Raw genomic sequence first — 19,719 nt, 5'->3', positions numbered from 1 at the left:
CGATCGCCACCGGGCGGTTCCGTCCAGCCCCGGAACGGGATAGTCTGGTGGCGATTGTCGCGCGGAGTCATGCATGACCGGAGGTCACCGTCGCATCCTGGTCGTCGAAGACGATCCGGAAACCGCAGGCCAACTCGTCGAGGAGCTGACGGTTTCGGGCTACGACGTCGACCTCGCCGCCAATGGCCGCGAAGCCCTCAGCCAGGGCGCCGCGCGCGACTATGCGGTGATCACCATCGACCGCATGCTGCCCGATATCGACGGCATCAGCGTGATGCGGCAGCTGCGCGAAGACGGCATTGCCGCCCCCTTCTTGATCATCTCCGCGCTCGGCGAAGTCGACGACCGCGTGCGCGGCCTGCGCGCCGGCGGCGACGACTATCTCGTCAAGCCGTTCTCCTTCACGGAATTGCTGGCGCGGCTCGAGGCGCTCGGCCGCCGCAGCGAGACCATCGCCAAGGAAACGCTGCTGCGCGTTGGCGATCTCGCCGTCGACCTGATCGCGCGCAGTGCCTCGCGCCGCGGCCGCAAGATCCCGCTGCTGCCGCGGGAATTCCAGCTGCTCGAATATCTGGTCCGCAACGAGGGCCGCGTCGTCTCCCGCGCGATGCTGCTGCAGCACGTCTGGGACCTGCATTTCGATCCCTCCACCAACATCATCGATGTCTATGTCGGCCGGGTCCGCCGCAAGGTCGACGATGCCCAGGCCTATCCGCTGATCCACACCATTCGCGGCATCGGATATTGCCTTCGTGCTCCTGGTTAAGACGCTCCGCTCCTCGACCTTCCGCCTGGCGCTGATTGCGATTGCAGCGTTCGGGCTGATCGTCGCGGCGATCATGGCTTACGTCTATTTCGGCACCTTGGCCTATGTGGAGAGCCGGCTCGGCACGGTCGGCGATCATGACGGCTTCACCGGCATGATCGAGCTCGCGATGGCCGCCGTCGCCGCGCTGCTGCTGGTGCTCGCCGGGCTCGCGGCGGTGCTGGTGACGCGGCGCACCGTGGGGCGGATCGAGCAAATCAACGCCACCAGCCGCGCCATCATGCTCGCAGGCCTCGACCAGCGGATTCCCTTGCGCGGCAGCAATGACGAGTGGGATCGCGTCGCCGAAAACCTCAACCAGATGCTCGACCGCATCGAGACGCTGATGGGCGAGGTCAAGCAGGTCAGCGACAACGTCGCGCACGATTTGCGCACGCCGCTGACGCGCATGCGCGGCCGGCTGGAGAAGGCCTATCACGCGCCGCGCAACAGCGAGACGGATGCCGCGCTGATCGGCGACACCATCGCCGATCTCGATGCCGTGCTCGGCATGTTCGCCTCCATCACCCGGATATCGGAGATCGAGACCCGCGCCCGCACTGGCGCCTTCCGCGTGCTTGATCTTTCCGAGATCGCCGCCGAGGTGGTCGAGCTCTACGATGCCGCTGCCGAGCAAGTTGCCACGCGCCTCAGCCTCGATGGTGACCACGAGGTCGCGATCACCGGCGACCGCGACCTCTTGTTCGACGCCATCGCCAATCTCGTCGACAACGCCATCAAGCATGGCCGCAAGGGCGGGCGGGTGATCGTGAGCTGCCGCAAGGCCGACGGCGGTGCGGTGATCTCGGTTGCCGACGACGGTCCTGGCATTCCCGCCGAGCAGCGCGAGCATGTCTTCAAGCGCTTCTACCGGCTCGAGCAGAGCCGCTACACGCCGGGCAATGGTCTCGGCCTCAGCCTCGTCGCCGCGGTCGCGCGGCTTCACGGCGCCGAAATCGCGTTGCGCGACAATTCCCCGGGCCTGAAGGTCGAGCTCGGCTTCCAGCCGAACTCGGCCAAGTGAGGCGCGGTGCCGTCAAAGCTCGATCACGCCGCGCCGTGCCGCATGCGCCACTGCATCCGTGCGGCCGGTCGCATCCAGCTTGTCGAGCAGCGAGCCGACATGGAATTTCACGGTGTGCACGGAGATGCCGAGCTGCCGCGCGATCATCTTGTTGGAAGCGCCCTCGGCCATCAGCGCCAGCACGTCGAGCTCGCGCTGGGTCAGCGCGATGTCCGCTGGGCTGATGCGCGGATCCCGGGCGACGATCGTCGCGGCGGCCTGCTCGCCGGGCGCGGCGAGGCGAAGCCCGGCGACATTGCCGAGCAGGGCCGCCAGGCGATCGGCGAGGCCGGCATCGTCGATCTCCAGCGACAGCACGATCTCCGGTGCGTTGTCTTCGCTCACGCCTCCGGCCTTTCGCCGACCATGACTTTGAAGCTGACCGGCTCGCCGCCACGGTGCACGGCGAGGTCGACCACCACGCCGACGCTAGCAGGTCCCAGCGTCCGCGACAGCGCGCGCACGCCCGACAGCTTCTGGCCGTTGACCGCCACGATCACGTCGCCCTGGCGGATGCCGGCCGCGGCCGAAGGTCCGGCCTTGTCGACATTCATCACCATCGCACCGACGCCGTCGTCGAGCCGTACCGGCTGCAGCCCGAGACCGAGATAGCCGCGCGCGATGCGGCCGCGCGCCTCGAGCTCAGGCGCGACACGCTCGATCGTCGCCGTCGGGATCACCAGCACGCGGCGCGGGCCGAGCACGGCCATGCCGAAGGCTTCGCCCGACGCTTCGAGCGCGAGCCCGCCCTGCTGGCTGCCGCGCAGGCGCACATCGAGCTCGATCCGCGCGTCGATGTCGCCGCCGCGCAAGGAACGCCAGCCCTTGCCGGATGCCGATACCATTCCGAGCGCCGCGCTCGGCGTCTCGCGGTTGGTGGCGACCACGATCGACAATGCGCCGAGCGGCGGGACTGTCGTTGCGAACTTGACCGGCGCGGCCGCGGCCTCGGTGCGCAGCAGCGCGATGTCGGTGGTGTGGTCGCGGCCGGCGATCGTGGCAGCGACCCGACGACCATCGGCGAGGCCGATCTCGACCTCGCCCTCGTCGGCCAGTGCCTCGTCGGCGGTGATGATCAGTCCGCTCTTCCAGACGAAGCCGGTTGCGCGAGCGCGATGCGAATGCACGGAGACGACGGACGGCGCGGTGCGCGCCACAATGTCCGCGAGCGCGGACGACAGTGAGGACAGGGGACTAAGATCAGTCATGGCGGGCTCCTGTAAGTTGTCCTCAATCTGGGATGCCGCGGGCGATTGCGAAACTGGCCGGGTGGCCAGGACCTGGATGGCCCCCGGAGGGCCGCGGCCGACGAACATGTGATTGGGAGCGCCTCACGGGAACGTGTAGCAATCGCAAAATTGGAGCCATATGGCCTGAAGGATTTCCAGCGAGCCCTGACTGATGACCATCGACTTGACCCGCCGCACCCTGCTGCAGCTCGCCGGCGCCTCCTCGCTCGCCATGGCCGCTGCCGCCGCGGCCCGTGCCGAGGGCATAGCGCAGGGCGGCGGCCCCACCTTCGCCAGCCGCACGCCGATGCGGGTCGGCATGGTGACGCTGCGGGTGAAGAGCCTCGACAAGGTCGCAGATTATTATCGCGACGTGATCGGGCTCACCGTGATGGAGCGCTCGGCGACCATGGCCAGGCTCGGCACATCAGGCCTCACGCTGCTGGTGCTGGAGGCTCGGCCCGATGCCGCGATCGAGCCGCGCAACGCCGCCGGCCTCTACCACACCGCCTTCCTGATGCCGACGCGCAAGGATCTGGCGCGCTGGCTGGTTCATGCCGCCTCGCACCGCGTGCCGTTATCGGGCTTTGCCGATCATCTCGTCTCCGAATCCGTCTACCTCGACGACCCCGAAGGAAACGGCATCGAGGTCTATGCCGACCGCGACCCCTCGCAATGGCAATGGAGCGAGGGCAGCGTGAAGATGGCGACCGACGAGCTCAACATTCCCGACCTGTTGTCGCTCACCAATCCGCGCGTCCCTGATTACGCCAAGGCGCCGGATGGAATGCGCATCGGCCACATGCATCTGCGTGTCGGCGATCTTGCGCAGGCCGAGCGCTTCTATCACGGCACGATCGGCCTCGACCCGACCCGTCGCCGCAACGGCGCCGCGTTCCTGGCGTCGGGCCGCTATCACCATCACCTCGGCATGAACGTCTGGCAGAGCCAGGGCGCCGGCCAGCGCGACGATTCCACGACCGGTCTCGCCTGGTTCTCGCTGATGATGGCGAAGCCGGAGCTGCTCGCCGCGCAGGAAGAACGGCTGCGCAAGGGCGGAGCGAAAGTCACGGCGCTTGCGGGCGGGGTGGAGGCGATCGATCCCTGGGGCACGCGGGTGCGTCTGCTCAAGGTTTGATCGCCGGCGCCGGCATTGGTAATAGCGGTCAGACGCAAACCAATCGATCGGGATCCGCGCCTCATGTCCGAATTCCACGGTGTCTTTCCGTACCTCGTCTCGCCCATCGATGCCGATGGCACGGTGCGAACCAACGTGCTCGCAAAACTCTGCGACGATCTGATCGGCGCCGGCGTGCACGGGCTGACGCCGCTGGGCTCGACCGGCGAATTCGCTTACCTCAATGCCACGCAACGCATGGCGGTCGTGCAGACCACGAGTGAGGCCGCACAGGGGCGCGTTCCTGTCGTCGCCGGCGTCGCGTCCACCACGACGGCGGATGCGGTGGCGCAGGCGAAAGCCTGCCAGAAGTGTGGGGCCGACGGCATCCTGGCGATTTTGGAGGCGTATTTTCCGCTGGCCGATGCGCAGGTCGAATCCTATTTCCGCGCTATCGCCGATGCCGTCGACATTCCCGTCGTCATCTACACCAATCCGCAATTCCAGCGCTCCGATCTCACGCTCGACGTCATCGCGCGCCTCGCCGAGCATCCGCGCATCGGCTACATCAAGGATGCCTCGACCAACACCGGACGGCTGCTCTCGATCATGAACCGCTGCGGCGACGCCTTGCGCGTGTTCTCGGCGTCCGCCCACATTCCGGCCGCGGTGATGCTGATCGGCGGCCGCGGCTGGATGGCGGGACCTGCCTGCATCATCCCGCGCCAGAGCGTGACGCTCTACGAGCTCGGCAAGGCCGGCCGCTGGGACGAGGCCATGGCGCTGCAGCGCCGGCTCTGGCGCATCAACGAGGCCTTTGCCCGTTTCAATCTCGCGGCCTGCATCAAGGCCGGCCTTGCGATCCAGGGCTATGACGTCGGCGACCCCGTCCCGCCGCAGGCGCCGCTGACCGCCGACGCGCGCAAAATCGTGGAAGCGGCGCTGCGCGAGCTGGAATAGCTCGCCACGCGGCAATATGCCCCGTGCGGGAGCCAAAAAGAGCCCCCACCTGCGCAGTTAAGAAACTTCCGTGCGTTTGCGACGTTGCCGCGTGAGCGGCCTCTGTCGCCTACGCGTGTGCATCTCAGAGCCCGCATTCAGCACAAGACACGGTGATCACCCAATGAATCGTCGCTATGCGATTGCCGCTGCAGCCTTCGCCGCCCTGCTGCTCGCCGTCACGGCCGCGAAGATCCTGCACGTCCCCAGCTCGTTTGTCCCATGGGCGGCGCCCTCCGCACGTGCCGTCGAGCAGCGCGGCCCGCTGTCGGACGGCGAGAAGGCGACTATCGATATCTTCGAGCGCGTGTCGCCGTCGGTCGTTCAGGTTGCGGTCAAGTCGGCGGCAAGTCCGCTCGCAAGTCCCCTCATGGGCGAGGAGGCTCAGGGCGCCGGCGCTTCCGGCACCGGATTCGTCTGGGACCGCGACGGTCACCTGGTGACGAACAATCATGTCGTCGCCAACGGCGGCGAGATCGCTGTGCGCTTTGCTTCGGGAGAAGTGGCCCAGGTCGACCTGGTCGGCACGGCGCCCAATTACGATCTCGCGGTGCTGCGCATCCGCAGCGTGCGCCAGCTTCCAGCGCCGATCGCTCTCGGCAGTTCGAGCGACCTGAAAGTCGGGCAATCCGCCTTCGCGATCGGCAATCCTTTCGGGCTGGATCAGTCGATGACCTCCGGCATCATCAGTGCGCTCAAGCGCCGGCTCCCGACCCATGGCGGCCGGGAGATCGCCAACGTCATCCAGACCGATGCCGCGATCAACCCCGGCAATTCGGGCGGGCCGCTATTGGATTCCGCCGGCCGGCTGATCGGCGTCACGACGGCGATCATCTCGCCGTCCGGATCGAACGCCGGCATCGGCTTCGCGGTGCCGGTCGACGTCGTGAACCGGATCGTGCCGGAGCTGATCCGCAACGGCCGGGTGCCGACCCCCGGCATCGGCATCGTGGCCGCCGGCGAGGACGTCGCGACGCGGCTGGGCGTCGAGGGGGTGATCGTGGTGCGCACGGCCCCCGGGAGCCCTGCCGAGCGGGCAGGCATTCGCGGCGTCAACTTTTCGACGGGCGCGGTCGGAGACATCATCACCGCGGCCGAGGGCAAGCCGGTGCGCCGCCTCTCCGATCTGACCGATGCGCTGGAGCAGGTGGGGGCCGGGAAGACCGTTCGGCTCACGGTCAAGCGCGGCTCGGACAGCCGCGATGTCAATGTCGGCATCGTCGATATCGACCGGTCCTAGCAGCCCGATTCCAACTCGCAAGGGGCCTTGACGCGCATTGCAGATGTGCCGGGCCTCGGTTGTCTGGCGCGCAAAATCGGTTAAAACCGCCGCGGTCGTTTTTCCGGATCTCGAGGATACAGCGGAATGAACATTCTTCCCGGCAATTTGCGTTTCGGAGCGGGGCAGCCCGTCAAGCGTTTGGAAGACCAGAGGCTGCTCACCGGGAAGGGACAGTTCATCGACGACAAGCCCGCGGACGGCGCGCTGTGGTTGCACGTGCTGCGCTCGCCGCACGCCCACGCCAGGATCGTCTCGATCGACACCAGCGCCGCTGCTTCGATGCCGGGCGTTGCCGCGATCTACACCGGCGCCGACCTCGTCAAGGACGACATCGGCACCATCCCGACGCTGAACATCTTCAAGCGCCCGGACGGCAAGCCGATGACCGTGCCGCCGCGCCGGCTGCTCGCCCACGAGGTCGTGCGCTATGCCGGCGAGGCCGTGGCCGCGGTGGTGGCTTCATCGCGCGTGGAGGCGCAGAGCGCGGCCGAGGCGATCGCGGTCGAATACGACGTGCTGCCCGCGGTGGTCGATCCGGTCGAGGCGGCAAAGTCCGGCGCGCCCGTGGTGTGGCCGGAGGCGCCCGACAACATCGTCGGCGCGATGGCTTACGGCGATGCAGCCAAGGTCGACGAGGCCTTTGCCAAGGCCGCGCACACCGTCGAGCTCGATATCGTCAGCCAGCGCCTCGTTCCGTCCGCGATGGAGCCGCGCTCGACCATCGCCGAGATCGACAAGACGTCCGGCCGTCTCCTGTTGCACGTGCAGTCGCAGACCCCGGCCTCGACCCGCGACGTGCTGGCGGAAGCCGTGCTCAAGCGTCCCAAGGACAGCATCCGCGTGCTGGTCGGCGACATCGGCGGCGGCTTCGGCCAGAAGACCAACCTCTATCCGGAAGACGGCATCGTTGCCTATGCCGCGACCAAGCTGAACAAGAAGATCCGCTGGCGCGGCGACCGCACCGACGAGTTCGTCGGCGGCACCCACGGCCGCGATCTCACCTCCACGGCGTCGTTCGCGCTGGACGAGAAGGGCAAGGTGCTGGCCTATCGCGTCAAGTCGATCGGCTGCACCGGGGCCTATTCCTCGGGCGCGGCCAACATCATCCCGCTGGTGCTCGGGCCGTTCGTGCAGACCGGCGTCTACGACCTGCCGCTGGTGCATTTCGAGGTGAAGACGGTGATGACCCACACCGCGCCGGTCGGGGCCTATCGCGGCGCCGGCCGTCCCGAAGCCGTCTTCATCGTCGAGCGCCTGTTCGACGCCGCCGCACGCAAGATCGGCATGGACCCGCGCGCGATCCGCAAAGCCAATTACATCAAGCCGGCGCAGCTGCCCTACACCAATGCGGCCGGCCAGGTCTACGATTCCGGCGCCTTCGCGCACATGCTCGACCGCGCCGTGAAGCTTGCCGACTGGGACGGCTTTGCCGCGCGCAAGAAGGCGGCGAAGAAGAAGGGCCTGCTCTACGGCCGCGGGCTCACCTCCTACATCGAGTGGACCGGCGGCCGCGCCCACACCGAGAAGGTTACGCTGCAGGCGACTTCGCAAGGCCGCGTCGTGCTGCATTCCGGCACCATGGCGATGGGGCAGGGGCTGCAGACCACCTACACCCAGATGATCTCCGACACGCTCGGCATTCCCATGGACAAGATCGACGTCGTGCAGGGTGACACCGATCTTGCGATGGGCTTCGGCAGCGTCGGCTCGCGCTCGCTGTTCGTCGGCGGCACGGCGGTCGCGGTCTCCTCCAACGATCTGATCCAGAAGGCGCGCGAGAAGGCGGCGAACGTGCTGGAGACCTCGGTCGAGGACATCGAGTACCAGGGCGGCATGCTCACCGTGGTCGGCACCGACCGCCGCATCAGCCTGTTCGATCTCGCCGAGAAGGAGAGCGGCGCCAAGCTCAGCGTCGATTCCGAAGGCGAGGTCGATGGTCCGAGCTGGCCGAACGGCACGCATATTTGCGAGGTCGAGATCGACCCCGAGACCGGCGTCTCCAAGGTCGTGCGCTACACCACGGTCGATGACGTCGGTGTCGCCGTGAACCCGATGCTGGTCACGGGGCAGATCCATGGCGGCGTCGCGCAGGGCATCGGCCAGGCGCTGTATGAAGGCGTGTCGTATGATGCCGACGGCCAGCTGCTGACCGCGAGCTACCAGGATTACTGCATCCCGCGCGCCGACGACGTGCCGCCGATCGTGGTCACGCTGGACGATTCCGCGCCCTGCCGCACCAATCCGCTCGGCGCCAAGGGCTGCGGCGAATCCGGCGCCATCGGTGGCCCGCCCTGCGTCACCAACGGCGTGATGGACGCGCTCGCCGAGCTCGGCATCACCCAGCTCAACACGCCCCTGACGCCGCAGAAGATCTGGCAGGCGATCCGGGACGCGAAGGCGGCGGGGTAGCCTTCAACGGCACCGTCATTGCGAGCCACCGGGTCCGCGCCGAGCGCGGCCCGATGACAGGCTCCGCGAAGCAATCCAGAGTCCATCCGTGGAGGATTCTGGATTGCTTCGTCGCAAGGGCTCCTCGCAATGACGAAGGAGAGAGTCGCGGCCCTCAAATCCCCAGCATCATCTTCGCGATGATGTCGCGCTGGATCTCCGAGGTGCCGCCGAAGATGGTGTAGGCGCGGCCGTTGAGATATTCCGGCATCACCGTCAGCATCTCCTCAGGCGTCGCCGGCTCGTGGTTGAGCTTGTAGAGCGGTCGCATCGGCTCGACGGCGAGGGCGTCGTGGCCGATCACGTCGGCCCCTAACCGCGTCACGGCCTGGCGGATCTCGCTGTTGCGCAGCTTCAGGATCGACGACACCGCGCCGGGATTTTGGCCGGTCTGCAGTGCCGAGAGCACGCGCAGCTCCGTCATCTCCAGCGCGTCGATATCGACCTCGACCTCCGAGATCCGCGTTGCGATGTCGGGGCTGTCGATCGCCCGGCCCGTGAGGTCGGACTCGGCAAGATCGGCAATCGCCTTCAATCCTTCGCGCAGCTTGGCCGAGGCGATGCCCGCGCCGCGCTCGAACTCGAGCAGATATTTGCCGTAGGTCCAGCCCTTGCCTTCCTCACCGACGCGGTTGGCGACGGGCACGCGGACGTCGTCGAAGAACACCTGGTTGACCTCGTGGTCGCCGCCGATGGTGAGGATGGGACGGATGGTGATGCCCGGCGTCTTCATGTCGATCAGGATGAAGCTGATGCCGTCCTGCTGCCGCGGCCCGTCGCTGGTGCGCACCAGCGCGAACATGCGGTTGGCGTGATGCGCGTGGGTGGTCCAGATCTTGGTGCCGTTGATGATGTAGTCGTCGCCGTCGCGCACCGCGCGCGTCTTGAGGGACGACAGATCTGAGCCGGACCCCGGCTCGGAATAGCCCTGGCACCAATAATCCTCGCCGGAGAGAATCCGCGGCAGGTAGAAATTCTTCTGCTCGGGGCTGCCGAAGCCGATGATGACCGGCCCGACCATCTTCACGCCCATTACGTTGACGTTGGGCACGCCGGCGCGGGCGCATTCGGTTTCGAAGATCCAGCGCTGTGCCGGCGTCCAGTCGGGGCCGCCATATTCGACCGGCCAGCCCGGCGCTCCCCAGCCTTGCCTGTGCAGCGCGCGTTGCCAGGCCTTGCCGATGTCAGGGTCGGAGAACACCGACGGCGTCAGCGCCGTCGCGCGCTTCATCTCCTCGGTGAGGTTCCTGGCTATGAATCCGCGCACCTCTTCCTGGAAGGCGCGCTCCTCGGCATTGAACGACAGGTCCATGATGCGCTCCTTGTTAAGCCGAGACGGCCCTGCGGCCCAGCTCGGCGTGGCGGGCATAGTGATGCGCGCTGCCGCCGAACAGCGTGTCGAAGGCGACGAGCCGCTTGAAATAGGCGCCGACCTCGAGCTCCTCGGTGACGCCCATGCCGCCATGGAGCTGGATCGACTGCTCGCCGACGAAGCGCGCGCATTTGCCGATCTTCGCCTTCGCGCCCGACGCCGCCCGGGCACGCTCGATCCGCGTGCTATCGGCCATTAGCGCAGCCCGCAGCGCCATCGAGCGCGCCTCGTCCACCTGCATCGCCATGTCGGCGAGGCGATGGCGGATGACCTGGTTGGCGGAGAGCGGCCGGCCGAATTGTTTTCGGATCTTGGTGTAGTCGAGCGTGGTGTCGAGCAGCGTCTGCATGATGCCGACAGCTTCGGCGCCGAGCGCGGCCATGGCGCGATCGATCGCCCATTCGATCGCGGGTACGGCATCGCTGCCGTCGCCGAGCAGGGCGTCTTCCGGCAGATGCACATCGAACAGCTCGATGTTGCAGGCCCGTCCGCCGCCGAGACGTGGATAATCGCTGATGACGAGACCCGGCGTCGTCGCCTGCGCCAGGAACAGGCCGATCCGCCCCGAGGGGCCCCGATGATCGTGGATATGAGCGGAGACGATGATCGCGTCCGCGGCATGTCCGTCGAGTATGGCGATCTTGCTGCCGGACAGGCGCCAGCCTTGTCCCGTCTTGTCGGCGCTGGTCGTGACCTTGGCAAGATCGAACCGGGCCGCGCGCTCCGAATGCGCGAGCGCAAGCTTCAGTGATCCTTCCGCCACCTTGGACAGGCTCGCCTGCTTCTGCTCGGTGGTACCGCATCTGGCGATCAGCGCGGCCCCGAGCACGATTGTTGCGACATAGGGTTCCGACACGAGGCCCCGGCCGAAGGCCTCCATCAGGATGCCGATGTCGACCGCGCCGCCGCCGAGCCCGCCGAACTCTTCGGGAAGCGGCAGCGCCAGCCAGCCGAGCTCGGCGAATTGCTTCCAGACGGCCGGGCTGAAGCCGAGCGGGTCGCTCACCATCTTGCGGCGGTGCTCGGCATCGTAGCTTTCGGCCACGAATCGTTCCGCGCTCTCGCGCAGCAACTTTTGCTCGTCACTGAGATTGAGATCCATCGCATCTACTCCGCGGCGGCCGGCGGCTTGCGCACGGACGGATGCAGGCCGGATGGATCGACGATCATGCCGAACTCCTGGAGATTGTGTGCGTGGCAGAGCTGATGCAGCGCGAAGGCCTGGTCGATCGCTGCCGGCTGGCCCATGACGTCCACCGAGCGGTTGACCGCCTCCTTGGTCAGCTTCAACGCAAAGGACGGTTTTGTCGCGATCCTTCGCGCCAGCTCCAGCACGCGCGACGAGAGCTCGGCGCGCGGCACGATTTGGTTGACCATGCCGAGCTGGTGCGCCTCCTCGGCGCTCCAGCTGTCGGCGGTGAACAGGAACTCCTTGGCCTTGCGCGGCCCCAGCTCCCAGGGATGCACGAACCATTCGACGCCGCACACACCCATGGTGACGACGGGATCGCAGAACTGCGCATCGTCGCTGGCGATGATGAGGTCGCAGGCCCAGGCCAGCATCAGCCCGCCGGCGATGCACTTGCCGTGCACCTCGGCAATGGTGGGTTTTGCCAGATTGCGCCAGCGCCGGGTGATCTGGAGATAAATTTCCTGCTCGCGCGCGAAGCGTCCGTGAGCATTCGGCTCGGCAAAGCCGCCCCAATTTCCGATCGGCGGGAAATCGACCCCTGCGGTATTTTTGTCTCCGGGGCGCAGGTCATGGCCGGAGGAGAAGTGCGGGCCGTTGCCGGCGAGAATGATCACCTTGACCGCATCGTCCTGCACCGCGGCATCGAAAGCGGCGTTGAGGTCGTAGGTCATTTGCAGGTTCTGCGCGTTGCGCGCCTCGGGCCGGTTCATCACGACACGGACGATCGCCGGCTCCGGCCGTTCCACGAGGATGGTCTCGAACGAGGACATCGCGTTCCCCCTGGCGTTTCCGCTTTTGTTTCGCCGGAGTTGACTATGTCGGCCGGTGCGAGGCAAGAGGCTTGCGTCAGCCTGCTGCTTTTCTCAGGCGCGCAATCTGATAGTTTGCGCCGGATTCCACCGGGAGAAATTTGATGCGCAAGATCCTGACCGTGCTGGCGGCGCTGGCCTCGCTGAGCCTGACCAATTGCGGCTACAACGCGATCCAGAGCGAGGACGAGCAGATCAAGGCCAACTGGTCCGAGGTCGTGAACCAGTATCAGCGCCGCGCCGATCTCGTGCCCAATCTCGTCAACTCGGTGAAGGGCTTCGCGCAGCAGGAAAAGGACGTGCTGCTCGGCGTCACCAATGCACGCGCCAAGGTCGGCAGCATCCAGGCGACGCCGGAGGTGCTGAACGATCCCGCCGCGTTCCAGAAGTTCCAGGCCGCGCAGGGCGAGCTTTCCAGCGCGCTGTCGCGTCTGCTGGTCGTCACCGAGAACTATCCGCAGCTGAAGTCGGACGCCCTGTTCAAGGATCTGATGTCGCAGCTCGAGGGCACCGAGAACCGCATCACGGTGGCGCGCAACCGCTACATCAAGGCGGTGCAGGACTATAACGTCACCGTCCGCTCGTTCCCGACCAATCTCACAGCGATGATGTTCGGTTACAAGGAGAAGCCGAATTTCTCGGTCGAGAACGAGAAGGCGATCTCGACCGCGCCGAAGGTGGACTTCAATCCGGCACCGTCGCCGTCGAAGTAGTCGCGTTCGGCCCCGATGCGCGTCCCACCCACCACTGTCATTCCCCGCGAAGGCGGGGAATCCAGTACGCCGCGGCTTCACGGCGCGAGCACCGCGGCCTCTGGAATACTGGATCGCCCGCCTGCGCGAGCGATGACAGCGATGGTCGCCGCATTGGTCCTCGCCGTCGCACTCCTCCTCGCCTTTGCCTTCCCCGCCCACGCCGACGTCGCCGTCCCGGAGCTCACCGGCCGCGTCGTCGATCAGACCGGCACGCTCTCCAGCAGCGACATCGCCACGCTCACGCAAAAGCTGCGCGACTTCGAGAACCGCAAGGGCAGCCAGATCGCCGTCCTGATCGTCCCGACCACGCAGCCGGAGACGATCGAGCAATTCTCGATCCGGGTCGCGGAGGCCTGGAAGATCGGGCGCAAGAAGGTCGACGACGGCGCGATCCTGGTCGTCGCCAAGAACGACCGGCATTTGCGCATCGAGGTCGGCTACGGCCTCGAAGGCGCGCTCACCGACGTCACCTCCCGGCGCATCATCGACGAGGCTATCACTCCCAAGTTCAGGAGCGGCGATTTCGCCGCGGGCATTAGCGCAGGCGTCGACCGCATGATGCGGGTGATCGACGGCGAGCCGCTGCCGTCACCCTCGCGCACCGTCAACTTCGCCCATACCAATCTGGATGATCTGGCGCCGGTGTTTGCGGTGGCGCTGTTCGCCTCGATCGGCGTCGGCGGGTTTTTTCGCGCGATCCTGGGGCGGCTGCTCGGATCATTGGTGACCGGCGGCATCATCGCAGCCGTGACCTGGCTCATTCTCGGCTCTGCGGCGCTCGCGGCAGCTGTCGGCATCCTCGGCTTCATCGTCGGATTCATCGCCGATCTGTTTTCGGCGATCACGCCGGGCACGGGCCGTTCGCGCGGCGGCTCATGGTCGAGCGGCTCCTCCGGCGGCTGGAGCAGCGGATCGTCGAGTAGCGGCGGCTTCAGCGGCGGCGGGGGCAGTTTCGGCGGCGGCGGCGCCTCGGGGAGCTGGTAGCGATCATGAGCATCAAGCGCATCGCCCGACATCTCGTGCAGCATCATTGGCGGGCGAAGCAGATTTTCCCGCAAACCGTGCTCGACCGCATCGAGCAGGCGATCAAGCGCGCCGAAGCCACCCATTCCGGCCAGATCCGCTTCGTCGTTGAAGGGGCGCTCGACGGCGGTCCGCTGTTCCGCAACCAGCCGGCCCGCGCGCGCGCGCTCGATGTGTTCTCGCACTTGCGTATCTGGGACACCGCCCACGACAATGGCGTTCTGATCTATCTCCTGCTCGCCGACCGCGACGTCGAGATTATCGCCGATCGCGGCATCGACGCGAAGGTCGGCGCCGAGGGTTGGGAGACGATCTGCCGCGCGATGGAGGCCGAGTTCAGATCGGGCCGGTTCGAACGCGGCGTGATCCATGGCATCGAGGCCGTCTCGCGCGAGCTGGCAAAGCATTTTCCGAAGCAGGGGCCGCATGCGAACGAGCTGCCGGATGCTCCGGTCGTGATGTGAACGGAGCGCGCGCTGCGCGCTCCGTCATTGCGAGGAGCTCTTGCGACGAAGCAATCATACTATCCCCGCGGAGGGATCCTGGATTGCTTCGCTCCGCTCGCAATATCGGGGAGGGGAGTGCGTTGTGCCCCCATTCCGCCCCTGTTCATCTTCCCCCGGTTACAAACTGTTTCACGCCCGCCACACCGGTTCCATTTTCCCGGCCCAATTCGGCCCCGGATGAATTCCTAAAATTTCGGTAAGCGGGTCCCGAGGTAAGGATTTCGCAAGCAATGAAAGTTACCAAAAGGTCAACCGAGACTGGAGTATTTGAACCGTGAGCGAACCAATGCCCGAGCAGGCTGCCCAGGACGCCGCTGCCATCGACGCCGCGGCGCCGCAGGCCGTCGAGGCTGCCGCCGGTATCGAGGCCCCCTCGATCGCCCCCGACCACGAAGCGCCGCCCAAACCGGATCCGGTCAAGGCGGAAGCCCCGAAGATTGAGCCGCCGCGGATCGAAGCACCGAAGTTTGGGGCCAAGACTGAGACCAAGACTGACGCCAAGACCGAGGCGAAGCCCGAGCCGAAGCACGGCAAGCTGATCGTCATGCCGCCCGTCGACCGTGCCTGGGAGCGCGAGGAGTTCGCTCCGCATGGGAAGGCGGACGAGCCGCGCGAGGCCGGCAGCAAGCGCCGCCTGTCGGCGATGGCCGCGGTGGTGGCGATTGCCGCCAGCGTCGGCGCGATCAGCGGCGCGCTCGCGACCGCCGGCATGATGCGTTTCGCCGCACCCGCCCCGGCTCCGGTCCAGGTCGCCGACACCAGCGCGCTGGATGCGTCCGTCGCGCGGATCGATGCCGACCTTGTCGCACTGAAGGCCAATGTCGAGCAGAGCTCGAAGACCGGCCTCACCCAGTTCAACCGGGCCAACGACCGGCTGGACAAGCTCGAGAAGGCGCAGGCCGAGCCGCTGGCCAGGATCGCAAAGCTGTCCGAGACCGTCGACAAGCTCCGCGCCACGCCGCCCGCCGCGCCCGCGCAGGCCGCAGCAGCGGCGCCCAAGGAGACCACCGGCTCGATCGCTCCGACACAGGTCGCGACCGCGGCGGCCGCACCGGTCCCGGCGCCCGCAGCTCCCAAGACCGAGGTCGGGCGCCTGCCGACGATCGAAGGCTGGCGGCTGCGCAGCGCCGGCAATGGCGGCGCGCTGATCGAGGGCCGCGACGGCCTCTACGAGGTCTATCCCGGCGACCCCATCCCCGGCGTCGGCCGTGTCGATGCGATCCGCCGCCAGGATGGCCGCTGGGTGGTCGTCACCTCGAGGGGGCTGATCACCGGACGCTGAGCGTCCGATGTCCGACTTTCGAAGAGGCGCTTCACCGCGATGTGAGGCGCCTTTTTGCTTGAATAGGCGTCCCCTCGCGGTGTTACCTCAGGCATGGGCCGCGCCTTGCGAATTCTCGTTGCTGCCGCCGCGTTGCTGGGCGGTGTGGTTTCGCTCGTCGCAGCGGAGAATGCCGCGCTGACGCGCGGCACCGCGGTCACCGATCCCGCTCTCCTGCGCAAGCTCGACCAGAACAACACGCTGACGATCTCGCGTCTTGTGTCGCCGGAGCAGAATTCGGACGTTCCGCTCACCACCGAGCCGATGTTCGCCTCGCTGCCGCAGTTGAAACGGATACTGCCCGCGATCGATGCGGAATTCGACCGCTATATCGCCTGGTACAACGCGACCTATCCGGGCGAGACCATCGGCGTCGGCGAGGGTTTCGATGCGCAATTGTTCGATCGGGCCAATCTGAAATCGCGCCAGGCGCGGTTCGTGCTGGCCGGCATCGTCAATCGCATGGACCGAGCCTATGTCTCGGAAGAATCCTGCGGCGAGATCCGGCTGATCTTTCGGCTCGCGCGGTTCGACAACGGGCCGGATGGCGGCAAGACCGCAACGCGCCTGCCGATGACGTTCAACCTCGTGATGAAGGCGCGCGATGCGCGCCAGACGGATGCGAACGGCAAGTCAATCAGCTGCGCCGAGATCGCGCGGCGCTGGCTCGACAATGGCGACTGGCAGGGCTTGATCGGCAGTCGCGCCCCGCCCGACGACGCCATGCTCGACAGCATCGAGACCAATATCCAGGTCTCGGTCGCGCCGAAATCGGCGCTGCACGATTTCCGCTCCGACTATCTTCTCAAGGTGTTCAAGTACGATGCCGCCACCAGCACGTTCGAGGAATCCACGCTGGAGAACCAGATCGACCGCGACCGCATTGTTGCCGACGAAGCGCTGCGGCGCGACTTCAAGGCCTGGCTGCTCGCGCCCGAGAACTTGCGCGCGTTCGACCGCGGCACCTTGCTGATCCCGGAGAAATTCCTGGCCAGGGCCGCAATTGTGCCGACGCCCGCCGGCCTCGACGCCTCGGCGTTGCAGCCGGAGTTCGGCTTGATGCAGGGGGAGGGCAAAGGCGATCCCGTCTTCACCGACAATGACGTGGTCGGCGCGCTGAAGCAGGCGGCGGCCCGCGGCCTCGACATGCAGAATGTCCGTTCGGTCGCAGGCTTCCAACGTCGCCTCAACGACATCACCTGCGCCGGCTGTCACCAGACCCGCGGCATCGGCGGCTTCCATTTCCCGGGCGTCGATTGGCTCGCGGACAGGCCGTCGAATGCCGCCATCGTGGCGGCCTCGCCGCATTTCTTCGGCGACCAGCTCCGCCGCCGCGACATCCTGACCGCGTTCGCGGCCGGAAAAACCCCTGATTTCTCACGCGGATTTGCCAGCCGGCCACAGACCCGCGGCAGTCGCGAGCTGGCCGGCAGCGAATATCAGGACGGCTGGGGGGCGCATTGTTCCCTGCAAGATCCGGGATCGGGAACGCCGGACAGGAGTTTTACGTCATGGAGCTGTGCCAGCGGTCTGACCTGCCAGGCCGCCGCGACCTCGCGCCGCATCGGCATGTGCTTCATCAAAACGCGTTAGCGCGTGAGATAGAGCCAACAAGCGATTTGGATGATTCATGACGGATACGGGCAACAAGGCGCGCAATCGCGAGATCGCGCGCAACGAGGAAGCCAAGCAGGTGACCGGCAGCACCCGCGTCAGCATCTGGGCGGTTGCGGTGGCCGTCATCATCGGTGGCATTCTGTTCACGCTCGGCTGGCTGGGGCTGAGGTGATCGGAGTCCTCACGTCGCGTAGTTCGTCATCCGTTTGCCGGGCAGCAGCTCGTAGGCCGGCTTCCAGCCCGGCAGCGCGGCCATGCGGCCGAGCCAGGCATGGATGGCGGGATGGCTCGACGCGAAATCGAAGCCGTGCTCGTCGCTCGGATAATGCAGATAGGCCATCATCGAGATGTCCGCGACTGTCGGCCTGGCGCCGATCGCGAAATCATTGTGCTGGAGATGACCGTCGAGGATACCGAGAAAGTCCTCGAGCCGCCGGCGGAAATGCTTCAGCACCTGCGGGTCGTTCTTCTCGGTGAAAGCGCGCATGAAGCGGTAGGTCGCCATGTAGCCTGTGAGCTTGTGGTTGTCCCAGAACAGCCAGCGCAGCAGCTCGAACTTCTCGTCCTCCGTCTCGGCGCCGAAGCGGCCGTATTGCTCGGCCAGTTTCAGCAGCAGCGGCGCGGTCTGCGTCATTTTCACGCCGTCGATTTCGAGCACGGGAATCTCGCCCATCTCGTTGACGGCGTTGCGCCACTCCGCCGTGCGCGTGACGCCGCCGGCAAAATCGGTCCAGACCGGCTCGAACGTCTCGCCGCAAAGCGTCAGCATCAGCGCCAGCTTGTAGCTGTTGCCGGATTCAGGGAAGTAGTGCAGGCGGTAGCTGGGCATGGGACCTCGCGAAGCGTGATGTTGCGATGAGTATGGTTTGATCGGTTAGAGCGCGCTTCTAACCGACCGCTCCCGACCCCCGCAGCTGCTTGATCGTCGCCTCGTCGTATCCCGCCCCGCGCAAAATCTCGTCACTGTGCTCGCCGACGGCCGGCGGCTTGCGCGGCTGCACCTTCTTGGCGCCGTCGATCCAGATCGGGCTGTTGATCGTCAGCATGGTGTCGTTCTCGAACGGCACCAGCACCTCGTTGTCGAGCATCTGCTTGTCGTTTGGGATGTCGTCCAGGATGGCGACGACGCCGAACACGAGGCCGTTGCCGTCGAGGATCTTGCGCCATTCGGCGAGATCCCTGGTGGCAAAGGTCTCGTCCAAAATCCTGATCAGCTCGACCGAGCGGGCGTGACGGTCGGCCTTGGTGACGAAGCGGGGATCGTTGATCAGATCCTCACGGCCCAGGCATTTGGCCAGCGTCGGAAACTGCTTCTCTTCGTTGAGCAGCGACAGGATCAGCCAGCGGCCGTCCTTGCATTGATAGTGATTGGCGACCGCGTTCAGCGCGCGCTCGCGCGGACGCCGCTCGCCGAACTTGGCGCCGCAGAGTTTTGCCTGCGCCAGCACGCTCGCCGCCCACACCCCGTTCGCCATCAGATTGGATGCGACATGCGAGCCCTTGCCGGTCTTCTCGCGCTGATACAGCGCGGTGACGATCGCGCCGTAGAACGCCATGGCGCAGGGATGGTCACCCATGCCCGCGACCGAGCGGGCCGGCGTGGTGTCGGTGTCGGCGCGGACGAGGTCCATCAGGCCGGAGCGTGCCCAATAGGCGTTGCTGTCGAAGCCGGGTTTGTTGGCCTCCTCGCCTTTCTCGCCATAGCCGGTGAAGGAGGCGTAGATCAGCCGGTCGTTGAGATGAGCGAGATGGTCATAGGTGATGCCGAGCTTGGCGCGCACCGGCGGCGGCATGTTGGTGATGAAGACGTCGGCCTCCGCCACCAGCTTGTAGAGCACGGCTTGCGCTTCCGGCTTGGACAGGTCGAGCGCGATGCTCTTCTTGTTGCGCGCCTCCAGCAGCCAGGCGAAATTGTGCTCGCCTGAGGGATAGCCCGGCAGGTTCGGCAGGTTGCGATAGGGGTCGCCAGTGCCGGGCGGCTCGATCTTGATGACGTCGGCGCCGAAATCCGACAGCACGGTCGCGGCCGCAGGCGCTGCGATGAAGCTCGCGCAGTCCAGCACCTTCAGGCCTGCAAAAATGCCCTTCTCCATCGCGGCGTCGCTCCCTCGCTTCAGTCGTTTCCCGCGCGCTGGAATTGGCGCGGGCAGGTAGTGAGAGCATTAGACCGATGTTTTGCCG

At 66.4% G+C, this 19,719-nt stretch carries 19 protein-coding genes; 12 read left to right on the top strand and 7 right to left on the bottom strand.

From position 1 onward, the window contains the following. Positions 1-73: 73 nt before the first annotated feature. Together AC24YW_RS10485 and AC24YW_RS10480 are read left to right on the top strand one after the other, a co-directional pair. Positions 74-766 carry a response regulator transcription factor gene (locus AC24YW_RS10485; protein WP_487482662.1) on the top strand — a complete coding sequence of 231 codons (693 nt, stop codon included), beginning with the start codon at positions 74-76 and terminating at the stop codon, positions 764-766. Continuing rightward, on the top strand, positions 753-1,829 hold the full coding sequence (locus AC24YW_RS10480) for a sensor histidine kinase (protein ID WP_487482661.1): 1,077 nt from the start codon (positions 753-755) through the stop codon (positions 1,827-1,829). The genes AC24YW_RS10485 and AC24YW_RS10480 overlap by 14 nt, the downstream gene beginning before the upstream one ends. Before the next feature lie 12 nt (positions 1,830-1,841). Here AC24YW_RS10480 and AC24YW_RS10475 read toward each other — a convergent pair whose 3' ends face one another. Next, positions 1,842-2,213, bottom strand: a complete 372-nt coding sequence (locus tag AC24YW_RS10475; protein WP_487482660.1) for a response regulator transcription factor — start codon at positions 2,211-2,213, stop codon at positions 1,842-1,844. Further along, the gene (locus tag AC24YW_RS10470) at positions 2,210-3,076 is read right to left on the bottom strand and encodes a S1C family serine protease (protein WP_487482659.1); all 867 of its coding nucleotides are present in this window, start codon (positions 3,074-3,076) and stop codon (positions 2,210-2,212) included. Before AC24YW_RS10470 ends, AC24YW_RS10475 begins: the two co-directional genes overlap by 4 nt. A gap of 193 nt (positions 3,077-3,269) precedes the next feature. Here AC24YW_RS10470 and AC24YW_RS10465 point away from each other — a divergent pair, with 193 nt between their 5' ends. The 4 genes from AC24YW_RS10465 to AC24YW_RS10450 all read left to right on the top strand — a co-directional run bounded on the left by AC24YW_RS10465 (position 3,270) and on the right by AC24YW_RS10450 (position 8,904). Next, positions 3,270-4,235 (top strand): VOC family protein, encoded by a 966-nt coding sequence (locus AC24YW_RS10465; protein ID WP_487482658.1) that lies wholly within the window; start codon positions 3,270-3,272, stop codon positions 4,233-4,235. Positions 4,236-4,298: 63 nt separating this feature from the next. Beyond that, positions 4,299-5,174 (top strand): dihydrodipicolinate synthase family protein, encoded by an 876-nt coding sequence (locus AC24YW_RS10460; protein ID WP_487482657.1) that lies wholly within the window; start codon positions 4,299-4,301, stop codon positions 5,172-5,174. A 163-nt stretch (positions 5,175-5,337) separates the two neighbouring features. Then, positions 5,338-6,453, top strand: a complete 1,116-nt coding sequence (locus AC24YW_RS10455; RefSeq protein ID WP_487482656.1) for a S1C family serine protease — start codon at positions 5,338-5,340, stop codon at positions 6,451-6,453. 126 nt (positions 6,454-6,579) lie between these two features. Next, positions 6,580-8,904 carry a xanthine dehydrogenase family protein molybdopterin-binding subunit gene (locus AC24YW_RS10450; RefSeq protein ID WP_487482655.1) on the top strand — a complete coding sequence of 775 codons (2,325 nt, stop codon included), beginning with the start codon at positions 6,580-6,582 and terminating at the stop codon, positions 8,902-8,904. Positions 8,905-9,058: 154 nt separating this feature from the next. On the opposite strand, the gene AC24YW_RS10445 is transcribed toward AC24YW_RS10450, so the two are convergent. The 3 genes from AC24YW_RS10445 to AC24YW_RS10435 are packed head-to-tail and all read right to left on the bottom strand — an operon-like array spanning position 9,059 to position 12,277. Further along, entirely contained in the window at positions 9,059-10,255 is a 1,197-nt protein-coding gene (locus AC24YW_RS10445; protein WP_487482654.1) for an acyl-CoA dehydrogenase family protein, read from the bottom strand. Between the two features lie 13 nt (positions 10,256-10,268). After that, a complete protein-coding gene (locus AC24YW_RS10440; protein ID WP_487482653.1) occupies positions 10,269-11,417 on the bottom strand; it encodes an acyl-CoA dehydrogenase family protein in 1,149 nt (382 codons plus the stop codon). A gap of 5 nt (positions 11,418-11,422) precedes the next feature. Further along, complete coding sequence (locus tag AC24YW_RS10435; RefSeq protein ID WP_487482652.1) at positions 11,423-12,277, bottom strand: enoyl-CoA hydratase; 855 nt, start codon at positions 12,275-12,277, stop codon at positions 11,423-11,425. A 143-nt stretch (positions 12,278-12,420) separates the two neighbouring features. Between AC24YW_RS10435 and AC24YW_RS10430 the strand changes: the two genes are divergently transcribed. The 6 genes from AC24YW_RS10430 to AC24YW_RS10405 all read left to right on the top strand — a co-directional run bounded on the left by AC24YW_RS10430 (position 12,421) and on the right by AC24YW_RS10405 (position 17,710). Then, positions 12,421-13,029, top strand: a complete 609-nt coding sequence (locus AC24YW_RS10430; protein ID WP_487482651.1) for a LemA family protein — start codon at positions 12,421-12,423, stop codon at positions 13,027-13,029. Between the two features lie 132 nt (positions 13,030-13,161). Then, complete coding sequence (locus AC24YW_RS10425; protein WP_487482650.1) at positions 13,162-14,055, top strand: TPM domain-containing protein; 894 nt, start codon at positions 13,162-13,164, stop codon at positions 14,053-14,055. A gap of 5 nt (positions 14,056-14,060) precedes the next feature. Then, a complete protein-coding gene (locus AC24YW_RS10420; protein WP_487482649.1) occupies positions 14,061-14,558 on the top strand; it encodes a TPM domain-containing protein in 498 nt (165 codons plus the stop codon). Positions 14,559-14,886: 328 nt separating this feature from the next. After that, positions 14,887-15,882 (top strand): hypothetical protein, encoded by a 996-nt coding sequence (locus tag AC24YW_RS10415; protein WP_487483291.1) that lies wholly within the window; start codon positions 14,887-14,889, stop codon positions 15,880-15,882. A 93-nt stretch (positions 15,883-15,975) separates the two neighbouring features. Further along, on the top strand, positions 15,976-17,514 hold the full coding sequence (locus tag AC24YW_RS10410; RefSeq protein ID WP_487482648.1) for a hypothetical protein: 1,539 nt from the start codon (positions 15,976-15,978) through the stop codon (positions 17,512-17,514). A gap of 37 nt (positions 17,515-17,551) precedes the next feature. Continuing rightward, entirely contained in the window at positions 17,552-17,710 is a 159-nt protein-coding gene (locus tag AC24YW_RS10405; protein ID WP_487482647.1) for a hypothetical protein, read from the top strand. A gap of 9 nt (positions 17,711-17,719) precedes the next feature. On the opposite strand, the gene AC24YW_RS10400 is transcribed toward AC24YW_RS10405, so the two are convergent. Together AC24YW_RS10400 and AC24YW_RS10395 are read right to left on the bottom strand one after the other, a co-directional pair. Next, positions 17,720-18,367, bottom strand: a complete 648-nt coding sequence (locus AC24YW_RS10400) for a glutathione S-transferase family protein (RefSeq protein WP_487482646.1) — start codon at positions 18,365-18,367, stop codon at positions 17,720-17,722. Positions 18,368-18,425: 58 nt separating this feature from the next. Continuing rightward, entirely contained in the window at positions 18,426-19,631 is a 1,206-nt protein-coding gene (locus AC24YW_RS10395) for a CaiB/BaiF CoA transferase family protein (protein WP_487482645.1), read from the bottom strand. Positions 19,632-19,719: the final 88 nt, after the last annotated feature.

The organism is Bradyrhizobium sp. USDA3516 (genome assembly GCF_057651995.1).
This window is presented reverse-complemented; position numbering and strand designations above follow the sequence as displayed.